The following is a 15,608-nucleotide window of genomic DNA, read 5'->3' on the forward strand; positions in this document are numbered from 1 at the left end:
ACCCATGAAAATTGCTGCTGCCTACGCCATTTGGGGCGTAGCAGCCAGCGCGGCCCGGACCACATCCGGTGTAAAAGGCACCTGCCGAAAACGTCGGCCAGTTGCATCAAACAAAGCATTGGCAATGGCCGAGGCACAGGGCACAGAGGCAGATTCACCCGACCCCATCGGCGGCTCGGATTGCCTGTCCATCAAAATCACCTCAATGGGCGGGATGCGCGGGAAATCCACAATCGGATAGGCGCCCCACTCTGCGCTGACCACACCCTGTGCGTTAAAGCGCACCTGTTCATATAAAGTGCGGCTCAAGGACTGGATCACATTGCCGTGAATCTGGTGGCGCACGCCCGCCGGGTTCACCATCTGCCCGGTGTCCTGGCCCACATGAATCTGCTGAACCTCAATCACGCCCGTCTCCGCATGGACCCGCAGATCCAGCAGCCAGGCTGACCATGCCGCCCCGAAACCAGGAAACTTGCTGTGGATATAACGGGCGTACGACAAGCCACGACCGTAGAGATAGCCTTGCTCGTCCGGCTGCCCGCGAGAACCTCGATGCCCAATCTGCCATTGCCCCTTGTCCGCCACCGCCTGCAGCAGTTCCTGGGCGCGTCCATCCTGATCCAGATAACGCAGGCGATAACTCAAGGGGTCTACACCTGCTTCCACCGCCAGCTCGTCCAGAAAGCAGTCATGCGCAAAAGAATTGGGCATGGCCGACACGCCGCGCAACCAGGAGGCACGCACAATCGCAGGCATGTCCTGGCACACAATGCGCTGCTTGGGATAGCTGTACGGCGGTACTGCCGTGCGATCCCCCATTTCCAATTGACGTGGAGCAGCCGACTCCCGCCCCGTCAGCAAGAGCGCCAGGTTCGGCGCATCGTTGGAGGGGTAATGGGTAACAAAATCGTAATGACGCAGCTGCCCTTCGGCATCAATGGAGCCTTCCACATCCATCAGCTGAGCAGCGCCTTTAGGCTCCCAGCCGTGTTCTTGTTCACGCGTCAGTTGCACACGTACCGGCGCACCGACGGCCCGGGACAAGAGCAAGGCGTCCGCACATACATCGTCAGCACAATTACGGCCATAGCAACCGGCTGCTTCATGGCGGATGATCTCCAGGCCGGCTTCGTCCTCGTCCAGCAACTGACTCAAGTGGACGCGCAACATATGCGGATTCTGCGAGCCTGACCAGATTCGGCTATGGCCGGGCTGGTAGTCCGCCACGGCGCAAGACGGGCCAATGGAGGCATGCAGCTGAAAAGGCCAGACATAGGTACGCTTCAAGCGTTTGCCCTCTGGCGGCAGTTCATCAAAATCCGGCCCTTTATCCGCCAGCAAGCGCTCCGTCATGGGCTGACGACGAATCAGCTGTTCCAGATTACTCATATCCTCCAAAGGAGGAATCGCTTTCCAGCGCACGTTCAATTCACGGGCGGCGCGCATGGCGTGTTCTTCACGACGCGCGACCACACCAATAAAGTCACCAATCACCACGACACGCACATCGTCGGCAATATGACGGATGGACTGCTCGTCCACGGATTCCAGGCTGCGACCAATGAAGTCGCCGCTATCGCGCCCTATATAAGGAGGACGCACGACACGACCATGCAACATGCCGGGCACGCGCACATCGTGTACATACACCCACTGCCCCGCGACCTTGCCCGGAATATCGACACGCGCTTGGGCTGTCCCTACAATGCGCAATTGCTCGGCCGGTTTGGTGGGGGTTTCCTTATCCAGATAGGCTCGCAACTCCAAACCTTCCAGCAATTGCCAGTACGTCAGGCTGCGCCCGTCCGGGGCAATGATTGTGCCGTCTTCCACGCGTAATTGATCGGCAGGCACCGTCCAGCGCTCTGCAGCTTGTGCCAGCAGTAATTGACGTGCCTGAGCCGCCGCCTTGCGCAGCGGTACTGCATGGATCTGAATGGACGCACTGGCGATGGTAGGACCTTGATTGGGCACAGCATCGGTATGGCCCAGCACCATTTGCACGCGCGCCATGGGCACATCCAGCTCGTCGGCCACGATCTGACTTAGCGCAGTTTGAATGCCGGTGCCCAGGTCCACGTGCCCGTTAAAAGCGCGCACCCAGCCCTGTTCGGACACGGCGACAAAGACATCGTCGTGCGCCTGCAAGTACTCGGACACCACGCCGGGCTGGCCGGGCGAAGGCTTGGGAGGCCGTGCCGGTGCCGCTAAAATCAGCAAGGTGCCGGACGCCCTGAGCAAGTCCTGCTGCTGGTGGCGCGGCGCATCGTAAGACATCACACTCTCCTGGCTGGGCTTTCTATAAGGGTCTGGAAACCGGCAAACAGGGAGCCCTCCCTGAAAACCTGCCTGAGGCGTACCCTGGCAAAACATCGATTACTAGCGTACACGCCCTAATAAAATCAAATACAGCGCGCTGCAACCCATTTATCGCAACTACTATAAAGAGAAAATCAAGGGCTTAATAATCAGTGTAAACCCTATATTAAATAAGATTAGACCGAATTTCGAACGTCTTCCCCAGAGAGCTTTGATTGATACCTCAAGGGAGTAGTAGAATCTATTTACTCGATAAATTAAAGTGTATACACTTAATTTAAGCATATCAATACCGAGCTGATAAAAGCACCGCACACGCTGTTCGACAACAAGGTGCGATCTCCCAAAGGTGAAACCCATGAACCCTTGTACTCGCCCGCATACTTTGCGGGTCAATCAAGAGACCCACATCATCGAGGTGGAGCCCGATACGCCGCTGCTTTATGTATTGCGTAACGACCTGGAACTGAATGGCCCCAAGTTTGGCTGCGGCCTGGGTGAATGTGGCGCCTGTACGGTGCTGGTCGATGGTGTGGCCGCCCGCTCCTGCGTCGTGCCGGTCAGCCTGGTAGAAAACCGCCAGATCACTACGTTAGAAGGCCTGGCCCGAAATGGCCAGCCTAATGATGTTCAGCAGGCATTTATAGATTGCCAGGCTGCGCAATGCGGCTACTGCCTCAATGGCATGGTCATGACCGTGCAGGCCCTGCTGGAACGCAATCCGCAAGCCACCGAAGAGCAAATTCGGGACGAACTGCGCTATAACCTGTGCCGTTGCGGCACGCACGTAGAAATCATGCAAGCCGCCGTACGCGTCGCAAAGGCTCGGCAATGAGTCATTCAGTACAAGACCTTTCCCGCGCGCTGTGGCCGGAACTGCCTGCGGGCACCAGCTTGCTGCATGGCGCTGTGGTGCGCCCCCCTTACTGGTCCTATGAAAACGGGCAGTATCTGGGCGCTGAATTACAAATGGTAAACCAACAAGCTGCCCTGCAAGTACCCGGCGTTGTAGCCTGTGTGCATATGGGCAATTTCCTGGGTGTGCTGGCGGTACAAGCCGAGCAGGCTCAACAAGGCGCCGCCTTGCTGGATGCGCGCTGGGCCACGCCTGTCGCTGCAAACCAGGCTGCCCTGCCAGCCGATGAGACTGTTGCCGCGACACTGGGCTCCCCCGATCAAAGCTATGAGTGGCACTCTGCCGCCGAGCCTCAGGAAACCGCTTGGGCCCGTGCTTGTTATCACGACAAGCAACTTTATGTCTGGGCGCATACGCAGCGCCCCGCTGCCCTGCTGATTGAGCTGCAAGCCTTGAGCGGCCTGCCCAGCGAACAGATCCATTTGCAGGATATTGCCGGCAATCAGGCCGATGCCTACGACTGCGCCATGGATGCAGCCGTCATGGCCTTTGGCCGCCCCCAGGCCGTGCAAGTTCGTGCCAGCCACAGCGAAGTCACCATTCGCCTGAGCGTCTATAAAGGCACCGCAGAGCGAAACGACTTGAATGCCCATTTGCGGGCGACCCGCTGGCAACTGAACACCTTGTCCGGTGCACGTCCTTCGCTGGCGGCCATTCTTTGCGGCCAGCCAGGTTTGCCCAGCAGCGGTCCGGACGTAAAGAGCGATTACTTTTCTGCACCCACGCCTAACTATGATGGCGCGGCCGCCAGCAGTGACCCCGACAGTCTGGCCCAGGCCACAGTCTTTGCCCAGGAGTCGCAGTTCGATCAGGACTGCCACAGCCTGGGCCTGGACCCTTTGGAGGCACGACTGGAACAAGTCAGCAGCCCCCAAGGTCGAGAACTGCTGCAACGGGTTGCCGAGCAGTCGGACTGGTCCGAGCCCTTGCCCGCCCATCAAGGCCCTTTGCGCAAGGGTCGCGGGCTGGCCTACAGCCATATTGTTGAAAACGTCCCCGGACAGGCTGCAAGAGAACAGTGGTCCGCCTGGGCCGTGGACGTCAGCGTCGATACCCGTCAAGGCACGCTCAGCATAGACAAGCTGACCATTGGCCACGACAGCACCGAACTGAGCAATCCCGAGCAGACCCCGGAGTCTGCGCCCGCCCTGGCCGACCGACTGGGCCGTTGGGCTCAACAACTGCTGAACAATGGCGTGGGCAAAGGCAGCGAAGGTAGCAACGACAGCCCTGTCAAAGAAACCGCCGACAAGCCCGCCGTCCAACTGGTCAAACGAGAGTCTGCCGTAGGCCAGCCTTTGGCCTGGAACCAGGGCGTGGAACTGCCTGCCGCGGCCGCTATTGCCAATGCAATTTTCAATGCCAGTGGCATACGCCTGACCAGTGCGCCTTTTAGCGAACAGTCTCTGGCACTGGGCTATCAGTCCGATAAAACAGGCAGCAGCAAAAAACGCAAAGCCTGGTGGGGGGCCTTGGCCGCGGTCGCCACCGGCACAGTCTTGAGTGCCCTGCCCTGGCGGCCCGCCATCGCGCCTGTCGGCCAAGTGGACACATCCATCTTTTCAGAGCTGGCGATTGAGCGTGGCCGCCTGGTTGCCATTGCAGGCGATTGCATGGTCTGCCACACCGCTGAAGGCGGCACACCCAATGCGGGCGGTCTGGGCCTGGATACACCGTTTGGCACTATCTACACCACCAACATCACACCGGACAAAGAAACCGGCATCGGTAGCTGGAGCTACAAAGCCTTTGAGCGCGCCATGCGCGAGGGCATTCATCAGGACGGACGCCACCTGTACCCGGCCTTCCCTTACACGGCCTTTGCCAAGATCAGCGATGAGGACATGCAGTCCCTGTACGCCTACCTGATGACACAAGAGCCAGTGAAGTCCGAAGTGCCTGAAACCAAGCTGCCCTTCCCCATGAATATGCGGCCCCTGGTGGCGGGCTGGAACCTGCTGTTTCACCGTGATCCGAATGCCTACGTGCCGGACCCGACGCAAACCGTGCAATGGAACCGGGGGGCCTATCTGGTCAATAGCAGCGGTCACTGTGCGGCGTGCCATAGCCCACGCAATATGCTGGGCGCGGAAAAAGGCGGTAAAGCGAATTTCCTGGCGGGTGGTTTTGCGGACAACTGGGAAGCGCCTGCGCTCAATAGCCTGTCCAAAGCCCCCATTCCCTGGACAGAACAGGAGCTGTACCAATACCTGCGTACCGGCTACTCGCCCCGTCATGGCGTGGCGGCGGGACCGATGGGGCCGGTCGTCGCAGGCTTGGCAGAACTGCCGGAGTCCGACGTCCGTGCCATGGCGCACTACCTAAGCAGTTTGAACCCGGTCGAGAGCGAACAAGAACAAACACACGCCGCCCAGGCCGCGCTGCTGGAGCAAGATAGCCGCAGCAATAAGGACGTGATGGTGATGCCAGGCGAAAACCTGTTCAACGGCGCTTGTGCTGTTTGCCATGACCCACGTGGTGGGCCGGTGCTCTTTGGGGCTCGCCCGTCCCTGGCCTTGAACAGCAATCTGCACAGTGAACACCCGGACAATACGATTCAGGTGTTGATGCACGGCATTACCCGTCCGGCACAGCCCACCCTGGGTTCCATGCCCGGTTTCAAGAACAGCATGAATGACGAGCAGATGGAAGATCTGCTGAACTATATGCGGGCGCGTTTTGCACCGGACAAACCCGCCTGGACAGGCCTGAAAGACAAGATTGCGACCATACGGGAGCAGAAGGGGCATCTGTAGACGGGGCTTGCCCGCAGATTGTGTTTAGATACGCGGTCAACGAAACAAAGGCGGCTTCAAGTTTTCACTTGGCCGCCTTTGTTTTATCTTGCATTGCACTCTGACACGGTTAAACCCGAGCCTGGGCCAGACTCAAAATCCATCAACCGGAAAAACCACCGGCCTCCAGAAACTTCTGTTCTTCCGCAGTGGTAGTACGCCCCAGAATCGAGTTGCGATGCGGGAAGCGGCCAAAGCGCTCCACCACATCCAGATGCTCTTCGGCGTGGTCCAGCCAGGGACGGCCAATTTCCTGGTTCAGGCGCACGGCTTCTTGCTGGTCCACCAAGTTCTCCGCATGGGAGTACGGCAAGTAGCAAAACACACGACGCTCCACCGGAATCTGTTTATCCAGGCCCTTGGCCACCATTTCCTTGGCAATCGCCAAACCTTTTTCATCGGTCGCATACATGCGAGTGGTATTGCGAAAGGAGTTGCGTGGGAACTGATCCAGCAAAATCAGCAAGGCGTAAGCCCCTTCTGCGGTCTGCGCCCAATCATCCAGCTCCCCCTTGGCCGCACGTTCGTGCCAGTCCAAAAACCGTTCGCGAAATTCCCGGTCAAAGTCATCGGACTTGCGAAACCACTTCTCTGGCCCTGATTCAACCCAGAAATCAATCACTGCCTGAGGGTTGGGACGTGCATCTGCCATGGTGTTCTCCTGGAGCCGGTCCGGCCTCCACTGTCTGGAGGCCGGAAGTTAAACGGACAGGTAAGTGCGCCGCACTTGTTCGTTGGCACTTAATTCCTGCATGGCGCCACTGTACCGTATTTGCCCCTTCTCCAGCACATACGCCCGATCCGACACCAGCTCGGCAAAATGCAGATTCTGCTCGGACAGCAAGATGCTGACACCCGCCTGCTTCAGCTCCAGAATCATGTGCACCATCTGCTCCACAATCACGGGAGCCACACCCTCGGACGGTTCGTCCAGCAAGACCAGATAGGGATTGCCCATCAAGGTGCGCGCGACGGTCAGCATTTGCTGCTCGCCCCCGCTCATCTGCCCGCCGGGCCTGTCCTGCATCTGGCCCAGATTGGGAAACAGGCTGTACAAGCGTTCAGGCTGCCAGTGCGGAGCTGCTGTGCCATCCGGCCAGCGTCGCGCAGGCTGACGGCCCACTTCCAGATTTTCCGTGACGCTTAAATCAGTAAAGATGCGTCGGTCTTCGGGTACAAATCCCAAACCGGCCCGAGCAATTTCAAAAGGCTGCTTGTCGTGAATGGCTTGGCCCATGAATTCGATATGGCCGTTGGAGCGCTCCATCAAACCCATGATGGATTTCAAGGTGGTGGACTTGCCTGCACCGTTGCGCCCCATCAAGGCGACCACCTCACCGCGTTGCACAGTCAGGGACAAATCAAACAAGATATGCGCCGCCCCGTACCAGGCATTCAAGCCATCTACGCTCAGCAAAGGCTGCTCGTCCGCCCCGCCTGCGGCGATCCGCTCAGAACCGGCTAATAAGTCCTGCGTCATGCTGGCTCCTTGTTCTCAAATGTTTTGCCTGTTCCAAAGTACACCTCCTGCACCTTGGGATGCTGACGGATATAGTCCGCATCCCCTTCTGCCACCAGCCGGCCACGGGCCAACACAAGCATGCGATCCGAGTGCTCGAACACCACATCCATGCTGTGCTCGGTAAACAGCACACCCATATTGCGTTCGATCACCAGTTTTTTGGTCAGGCGCATCAGCTCATTGCGCTCCTTGGGGGCCATGCCTGCTGTGGGCTCATCCATCAGCAAAAGACGCGGATCGTTGGCCAGTGCAATTGCCAGTTCTACCCGCTTCACATCGCCGTAAGCCAGCTCGCTACAAGGCCGTTCAGCCTGCGCCAGCATGCCAACCTGATCCAGCAGATCCAGCGCACGCGCACGCTCGAACTGAGCCGCCCGACGCCAAAAGGAAAACAGCTTTTTCTGATGCGCCAGTAAGGCCATCTGCACGTTCTCCACCACTGTCAGGGATGCAAAAGTCGCGGCAATCTGAAAGGTACGGCCCACGCCCAAAGCAGCAATCTTGCGCGGAGCCAGCCCTACCAGTTCCTGATCGCCCAAACGCACCGATCCGGCTGTGGGCGTCAATTGCCCGCCCACCATATTGAAGGTGGTGGTTTTGCCTGCGCCATTGGGGCCGATCAAGGCCAGGAATTCCCCGGCCTGCACATCAAACTCGATACCGTCTACGGCCAGGTTGCCGCCAAACGCTTTTTTAAGACCTCGTACTTGCAGCAAACTCATGACGATGCCTCCGGTGCTACGCGGCGATGCGCCCAGCGTTTAAAAAAGCCGGCAATACCCTGCGGGAAAGCCAGAACCAGCAGCAGAATCACGCCACCAAACAAGGCGCGCCAATACTGCGTGATGCCCAGGAAGAAGTCCTGCAACAAGGTGAACACCGCTGCACCGACCACCGGACCGACCAGGGTTTGCAAACCACCCAACAAGACCATGACCAGGCCATCCACGGATTTATTCACCGCGATCACTTCAGGCGACACGCTGCCCTTGGAAAAGACAAACAAGACACCGGCCAGACCGGCAAACGTGCCCGCCAAAATAAAGGTCAGCCACTGTACGCGCTTGACGGGGATACCAATGGCCTCGGCCCGCAAAGCAGAGTCCCGGCTGGCACGCATGGCATAGCCAAAGGGCGAGAACAAGATGCGACGCAAGAGAAAAGCTGCTGCCACCACCAGCAGCAAGGCAAAGTAATAATAGCGATCACCCGACAGCCATTCCGCAGGCCAGATACCGACCACGCCATTGGAGCCGCCTGTGAAGCTGTCCCACTGATAGACAATCGACCAGATAATCTGCGCGAATGCCAAGGTCAGCATGGCCAGGTAAACACCGGACAGGCGCACACAGAACCAGCCAAAGATCAGCGCCCCCAAGCCTGCAACAGCCGGAGCCAAAACCAGGGACCAGCCCATGGACAAGGCCGCCGCTTTAAACAGCAGAGCCGCCGCGTACGCCCCCAGACCAAAGTAAGCGGCATGACCAAAGGAGTTCATGCCACCTGGCCCCATCATGAAGTGCAGGCTTAAGGAGAACAGGGCCAAGACCAGAATATCCAGAGCGAGCACGGGAGCATATGGGAACCAGTCGCTCATCAAGGGCAAGACAGCCATCACACCCAGAACTACCAGCACCATGACCTGGAAAGCCGTGCTACCAGCACGCAAGGGCGCTTCAATCGGAGCCGAGTTACGGCTGACGGCTTGAGCTCGCCCAAACAAGCCCCAGGGCCGGAACACCAGCACCACGGCCATGAAGATGAACTCCACCACCAGCGTCAATTTCGGAAAGGCAAAGTCCACGCCAAAGAAGGTGACCGTGCCCAGAGCGATACACAGGGCCTTCAATTCCGCGACGATCAAGGCAGCCACGTAAGCACCGGGGATGGAACCCATGCCACCGACCACCACAATCACAAAGGCATCCCCGATCACGCTCAAGTCCAGCAGCAGATTGGCGGGTTGACGCGGTAACTGCACGGCACCACCCAAACCAGCCAGGAAGGCCCCCAGGGCAAACACACCCGTAAACAGCCAGGCCTGATTCACGCCCAGCGCACCCAGCATTTGTCGGTCATGGGTCGCGGCGCGCACCAGCACCCCCCATCGGGTACGGGTCAGCAGGAGCCACAGCAAACCCAGCACCACCGGGCCGATCACGATCAGCACCAGGTCATACACCGGGAAGAAGCGCCCTGCAATGGAAACGGAGCCGTTCAAACCCGGAGCCAATGGTCCCAACAGATCTTCCGGCCCCCACACGGCCAGGGCCCCGTCGTTGATCACCAGCACCAGGGCAAAGGTGGCCAATAACTGAAACAGCTCGGGCGCTTTATAGATACGCCGCAGGAGCACGATCTCCAGCAAGGCCCCCAATGCGCCGACCAGCAAGGCGGCCACAATCAGGCCTGCCCAGAATCCCAGCGCCGAGCCCCCCATGAATTGCACGGTGGAATACGCCATGTAGATGCCCAGCATGTACAGGGAGCCGTGTGCAAAGTTGACGATGCGTGTCACCCCAAAGATCAGGGACAAACCCGCCGCCACCAGGAACAAAGACGATGCCTCGGCCAGTCCGTTAAGGAACTGAACCCATAAACCCGATAAGGCCATTACTGCCTCGCGTCAGAAGTGGCGCGCCAGATGGCGCGCCGATCTACGAAATAATGCGTTCTTGGAATTATTGATTGGCCGCGGCAGGACGCCACTGGCTGACTTGCTCATCCGTAGGCTGTACATCCTTGCCATCGGCATAACGGATATTGGTCATGATGCCCTTGCCGTCCTGCTTGGCCAGCACACCCACATAAGCCCCCTGTGTGGACTGCTGATCTTGCGTGCGGTAAGTGATGGGGCCGAAAGGCGTGACCACATCCAGACCCCGGAAAGCTTTGATCATGGCTTCCGTGTCGGTAGAGCCGGCTTTTTCAATACCGGCGGCAATCGACACAATGGTGCTGTAGCCAATAATCGTACCCAGGCGTGGGTGCTCTTTGTACTTGTCCTGATAGGCTTTCAGGAAGGCATTGTGCTCGGGCGTGTCGATGGCGTACCAGGGGTAGCCGGTGACGATCCAGCCTTCCGGCGTTTCTTCACCCAAGGGGTCCAGGTACTCCGGCTCGCCGGTCAACATGCTGACTACCGGCAAGGTGGGACTGAAGAACTGGCGCTGATTACCGGCACGAACCAGACGAGCCAGGTCGGACGCAAACAGTACGTTAAAGACCGCATCAGGCTTGGCTTCGGACAAAGCCTGCACCACGGCACCAGCATCGACCTTGCCCAGAGGAGTAGCCTGTTCAGCCACGAACTCGATATCGGGCTGGGCTTCCTTCATCAAGGTCTTGAAGGTGGCAACAGCGGACTGACCGTACTCGTAGTTGGGGTACACAATCGCCCAACGCTTCTTGTTCAGCTTGACGGCTTCCGGCACCAGCATGGCCACCTGCATATAGGTGGAGTTGCGCAGACGGAAGGTGTAGCGGTTGCCATCGGCCCAGACGATCTTGTCGGTCAACGGCTCGCTGGCCAGAAAGAAAACTTTTTTATGCTTGGCGAAGTCGGTAATGGCCAGACCGATATTGGACAAGAAGGTCCCGGTCAGCACATCCACTTTTTCACGCGAGATCAATTCCTCGGCAGCGCGTACCGCATCGCCGGGGTTGGAGTTGTCATCCTTGATGATCAATTGCAGCTGCTTGCCGTGAATCCCCCCGGCCTGGTTGATCTGCTCAACCGCCAGCTCCATCCCGTTTCGATAAGGCCCCAAAAAAGCGGGCTGGGATTTATAGCTGTTCAGCTCCCCAATCTTGATCACCCCCTCGGCGGCAGCGGTAGCCCCCAAGGTTTGCAACATCATCGTTCCTGCCAGTGCTACCCCTGCAAATGTCTTGTTCATTGTCTTCTCCGTGGGCTTGTGAGGCGAAACACGACTCAGCAACTTGTCTTGTTTTAGTGATTTAAAGTGTACACATGGTATTTTTGCGAGTAAATCGGCCAAGACCTAGGGATATACCCTTGAACACTTTAAACATAAAACACAGCAAGCCACGCAGAAAGCCGTTAAAGCAAGGAGACCAAGAAGAAATGAGCAGAAAAAGTAGATAGCCTGAGAAGAAGGGAACCGCCGATATACAGTGACTACACTTAATAAGCCCAAAGATTAAAACGCAACCACCCCGCCTGGTTCCTGCGCGCGCCGAATCATGGATTTCATAAACTGCTCCATCATATCCGGCAAGCCGCTTTTGTACTGGGGAAATCCTCTAGAAGCTTTCATCTGGAAATATCAATACCTAAAGAATTTTGACGTTATATTCTCAAGAGATAAAAAAACGGTAGCCCCCAGGGCTACGCTTGAGGAGACAAGATGTTGAACTTCCCCCGTCGCTTCCCATCCCGACTGACCCTTGGTGTACTGACCACCAGCGTCTTGCTGGCCGCCTGTGCCAGCACTTCTGTCAATGATCGCAGCGTCACCATCAAGCGCGACAGCTATGGCACGCCGCACATCTATGCTGACAGCACCTATGGCTTGTTCTATGGCTATGCCTATGCCGTGGCCACAGACCGTCTCTACCAGATGGAAATTGCCAAACGTTCAGGCTGGGGAACGGTGGCAGAGGTTCTGGGGGCGGATTTCCTGGAGCTGGATAAAGTCACCCACAGCAATATCGACCCGGACGCCATCCGCAAACAATTGGCCGCCCTGTCCAAAGAAGACCGCGCCATGTTTGAGGGCTATGCCGCTGGTTTTACCCAGCGTGTGCGCGAGGTGAAAGCCCAGCGTGATACCTTGATGCCCAAGGAGTTTCTGGACCAAGGCTTTGAGCCTTCTGAATGGCAGCCCGAAGACATTGCCATGGTCTGGGTTGGCTTGATTCTGAACCGCTTTTTTGCCGGTACGGCGGAAGTGGCCAACCTGAATCTGCTGAAAACCTTAAAGGCAGACCAGGGCGCGGAACGAGGCGAACAGCTCTACAAACAACTGCGCTGGCTCAACGACCCGACCGCACCCACTATCATTGCTCAGCCTGAAGCCCGGACCGCCCTGGCTGATTTGCCTACGCATTTGCAGGCCCTATCCACACAAGCCGCACAGGACTATCTGCACAAACAAGCCGTGGCGCTTGGCCCCACTGTGGCCGCCGGCACACCGACGGCCAGCAATGCCTGGCTGCTGGGCCCCGAAAAGACGACTCACGGCCATGCCGTGCTGTACAACGGCCCGCAACAAGGCTGGTACACCCCATCCATTACCTATAGCGTCGGCTTGCACGGTGCCGGCTACGACCTGACCGGCAGCACCGCTGTTGCCCTGCCCGCCATTCTGTTCGGCACCAATGGCCAGATTGCCTGGGGTTCCACAGTGGGTTCACTGGACACCAACGACGTTTACCAACTGCGTTTGAAAGACGGTGATCCGCATAGCTACTGGTACAACAATGCCTGGCGCCCCATGGAGCACAAGCAGGTGCGCATCAAAGTGCGTGATCAGGACGATGTGACGCTGGACGTCTACCGTGCGGCTCAAGGTTATGTCAGCAGTTGGGATACGAAAAACAACACGGCCTACGCCAACCGCCGTAGCTGGCAGGGCCGGGAAATTGAAACCCTGCTGGGCTGGGCCCATGCGGCCAAGGCCAAGAACTGGGATCAATTCATGGCCCAGGCAGCCCGCGTCAGCGCCTCCATTACCTGGTTCTATGCCGACACCCAAAACAATATCGGTGCTGCTGCCTTGGGACGGTTGCCCCAGCGCCCGACCAATCAGGCCATCCAGTTCCCGGCCGCAGGCGACGGCAGCATGGAATGGCAAGGCTTTCTGAGCTTTGAGCACAACCCCAAAGTGCTGAACCCACAGCAAGGCTATATCGCCAGCTGGAACAACAAGGCCTACAGCGCCCTGCTGGCTGACAATGCCAACTTCTCTTACGTGGATCGAGTGCAGGAACTGCTGGCACCGTTACAAGCCAAGCAGCGCCTGAGCGATGAGGAAATCTGGGGCATCGACTCCCTGGGTGCGCGCTCGGATCTGAATGCGCGCTACTTCGCCCCCATCATCCAGCAAGCCGCCAAGCTGCCACGTGCCAGTGCCCTGGCCCGTCAGGCTGCCGAACAGTTGAAAGGCTGGGACTACAAGCTGCACGTCGCCAGCAACGGCAAGCATTACGAAGGTAGCGCCCCGGCTGTGATGCAGGCCTGGATGCAAGCCGCAGTCCCTGTATTCCTGAAAGGTCGTTTGCCTGACAGCGTCTACCAGACCTACACGCAAGGCCTGTACCCGGCCATGAATGACCCGCGTAGCGCCCAGCCAGCCGCTGCGGCCAAGCTGATCTGGAACGCTATCCAGGGCCCGGCGGCCGGGGTGCCACAAACGATTGATTTCCTGCAAGGTCGTCCCGCCCAGGAGCTGGTGCTGGACGCACTGGAACAAGCAGCCGCCTCCTTGCAGAAATCACAAGGCGCGCAAGCCCAGCAATGGCGTGCCCCCTCTGTTTCCATGCTGTTCGCGGCACGCAATGCGATTGGGGTGCCCTGGTCCGACCCTGCGTACGAGCGCCGCATCATGCCTTATCTGAACACCGGCAGCGCCCGCTTCCAGTACGTGCTGGACCCTGCTGGCGTGCGTATGTGCTCGGTGATGGCGCCGGGACAAAGCGGTTTCATCGATCCCAAAGGCCAAGCCGACGTTCATCATTCGGATCAGCTTGAGATGTTTGCGGCTTTCAAGTGCAAGAGTGATGCCATCAGCGCTCAGGACATCGACCAGGCCAGTCAGGGCAGCCAAACCCTGCGCTACTAAGTATTCCATCACAAACGGGGCCTGGAGCATTTGCCGCTCCAGGCCCCGTTTCTTTTTACGCAGTCCGGCACGCCTAATCCTTCGTCACCACCTGATTGCGACCAGCGCGCTTGGCGTCATACAAGCGCTGGTCAGCCTGCACCAGCGCCTCTTCAATGACCTGACCGGGTTGGCACACCGCCAAGCCCATACTGGCCGTAATCTGGAAAGACTCGCGGTCATGGTTGTAAAAGGTTTGTTCCTGCACCTGACGCAAGAGCAAATCCGCAAAGCGCAACGCCTGCTCATCACTACGCCCGGCCAGAATCAACACGAACTCCTCGCCACCATAACGGGCCGCCAAGTCATGGGGTCCCAGATGCGCCTTGAATAAAGACGCGGTACGCGTCAAGACATCATCCCCTACCGAATGGCCGTGGGTATCGTTGATCTGCTTGAAATGATCCAGATCCACCATCAACACATGCAGTTTTTCCTGGACTGGCCCCTGCCCCAACTGACGACTGACCGCGCCCCGGTTCAGCAAGCCGGTCAAGGTATCGTGGGTAGCTTGTCGATATAAACGCAACAAAAGCCCCAGATGAAAATAATTGGCGGTCAGGGCAACAACCAGCAAGGCACTCAACAGCCAAAGATCCTGCAAACCTTTCGCGGTCATCCAGGTTCCCGAGCTGACGCTGGCCAAAATTTGCAAGGCAATCAACGCGCCCCCTACCAACGCAGATTCCAGCAAGGTAAAAGGAAAAATACTTAAGGTCGCGACCAACAGGAAAGGGATAAAGCCGTAACCCAGAACCACGTAATGCCCAGCCCCCGAGAGCGTCAGCAGCATATACGCGTAAAAAGAGGCTGGCAAAATAAAGACCAGGCCACTCAACACATAAATACGGGTAATGCGCTGATGGCCATTAAACGCTAGCCATACACACGCGATCAGTCCCCCCAGGCTTAACACACGCACCGCCATTAAATGTGTAGGCCAGCCGGGCAAAACCAGCCAATCCATCAAAGTCCAAAGGGGAGTCAGCAAGGCAAATAGCAAGCCAACTAATACGACACGGCTGCGTAAATATTCCATTCGGGCATGAATGAAGTCACGAGAATGGTATTTCCCGCTCAGTGTGTCGCGCACCGAGCTGATACTGATCGCTTGCAAGTTTTTCCAACCTTCCAGAACAGTTCCCATCAATCAATTCGCCAAGAAGAAACAAAATAGCATGATGGCAATTTTTAGTTACATGCATTTA

The 15,608-nt window shown here is 57.8% G+C and carries 10 protein-coding genes; 3 read left to right on the forward strand and 7 right to left on the reverse strand.

The features are described 5' to 3' along the window. Positions 1-21: 21 nt before the first annotated feature. Entirely contained in the window at positions 22-2,280 is a 2,259-nt protein-coding gene (locus tag OKX01_RS15100) for a xanthine dehydrogenase family protein molybdopterin-binding subunit (protein ID WP_063691394.1), read from the reverse strand. 400 nt (positions 2,281-2,680) lie between these two features. Here OKX01_RS15100 and OKX01_RS15105 point away from each other — a divergent pair, with 400 nt between their 5' ends. Both OKX01_RS15105 and OKX01_RS15110 read left to right on the forward strand, forming a co-directional pair. Beyond that, positions 2,681-3,157, forward strand: a complete 477-nt coding sequence (locus tag OKX01_RS15105; protein WP_035273699.1) for a (2Fe-2S)-binding protein — start codon at positions 2,681-2,683, stop codon at positions 3,155-3,157. Further along, complete coding sequence (locus tag OKX01_RS15110; RefSeq protein WP_264672015.1) at positions 3,154-5,994, forward strand: c-type cytochrome; 2,841 nt, start codon at positions 3,154-3,156, stop codon at positions 5,992-5,994. The genes OKX01_RS15105 and OKX01_RS15110 overlap by 4 nt, the downstream gene beginning before the upstream one ends. A gap of 142 nt (positions 5,995-6,136) precedes the next feature. Here OKX01_RS15110 and OKX01_RS15115 read toward each other — a convergent pair whose 3' ends face one another. The 5 genes from OKX01_RS15115 to OKX01_RS15135 form a co-directional block, all read right to left on the reverse strand. Beyond that, entirely contained in the window at positions 6,137-6,685 is a 549-nt protein-coding gene (locus OKX01_RS15115; RefSeq protein WP_264672016.1) for a DUF924 family protein, read from the reverse strand. A 48-nt stretch (positions 6,686-6,733) separates the two neighbouring features. Then, positions 6,734-7,513: an ABC transporter ATP-binding protein gene (locus tag OKX01_RS15120; RefSeq protein WP_045931265.1), complete on the reverse strand. Its 780-nt coding sequence runs from the start codon at positions 7,511-7,513 to the stop codon at positions 6,734-6,736. Next, complete coding sequence (locus OKX01_RS15125) at positions 7,510-8,277, reverse strand: ABC transporter ATP-binding protein (RefSeq protein WP_035273692.1); 768 nt, start codon at positions 8,275-8,277, stop codon at positions 7,510-7,512. Before OKX01_RS15125 ends, OKX01_RS15120 begins: the two co-directional genes overlap by 4 nt. Next, positions 8,274-10,169: an ABC transporter permease gene (locus OKX01_RS15130; protein WP_264672017.1), complete on the reverse strand. Its 1,896-nt coding sequence runs from the start codon at positions 10,167-10,169 to the stop codon at positions 8,274-8,276. Before OKX01_RS15130 ends, OKX01_RS15125 begins: the two co-directional genes overlap by 4 nt. A 67-nt stretch (positions 10,170-10,236) precedes the next feature. Beyond that, entirely contained in the window at positions 10,237-11,454 is a 1,218-nt protein-coding gene (locus OKX01_RS15135) for an ABC transporter substrate-binding protein (RefSeq protein ID WP_264672018.1), read from the reverse strand. Positions 11,455-11,925: 471 nt separating this feature from the next. On the opposite strand from OKX01_RS15135, the gene OKX01_RS15140 reads away from it, so the two are divergent. Beyond that, positions 11,926-14,361, forward strand: a complete 2,436-nt coding sequence (locus OKX01_RS15140; protein WP_264672019.1) for a penicillin acylase family protein — start codon at positions 11,926-11,928, stop codon at positions 14,359-14,361. Between the two features lie 73 nt (positions 14,362-14,434). Here OKX01_RS15140 and OKX01_RS15145 read toward each other — a convergent pair whose 3' ends face one another. Beyond that, positions 14,435-15,547 (reverse strand): sensor domain-containing diguanylate cyclase, encoded by a 1,113-nt coding sequence (locus tag OKX01_RS15145; protein ID WP_230019459.1) that lies wholly within the window; start codon positions 15,545-15,547, stop codon positions 14,435-14,437. Positions 15,548-15,608: the final 61 nt, after the last annotated feature.

Source organism: Alcaligenes sp. SMD-FA (genome assembly GCF_025960365.1).
In the GTDB taxonomy this organism is placed as follows: domain Bacteria; phylum Pseudomonadota; class Gammaproteobacteria; order Burkholderiales; family Burkholderiaceae_B; genus Alcaligenes; species Alcaligenes aquatilis.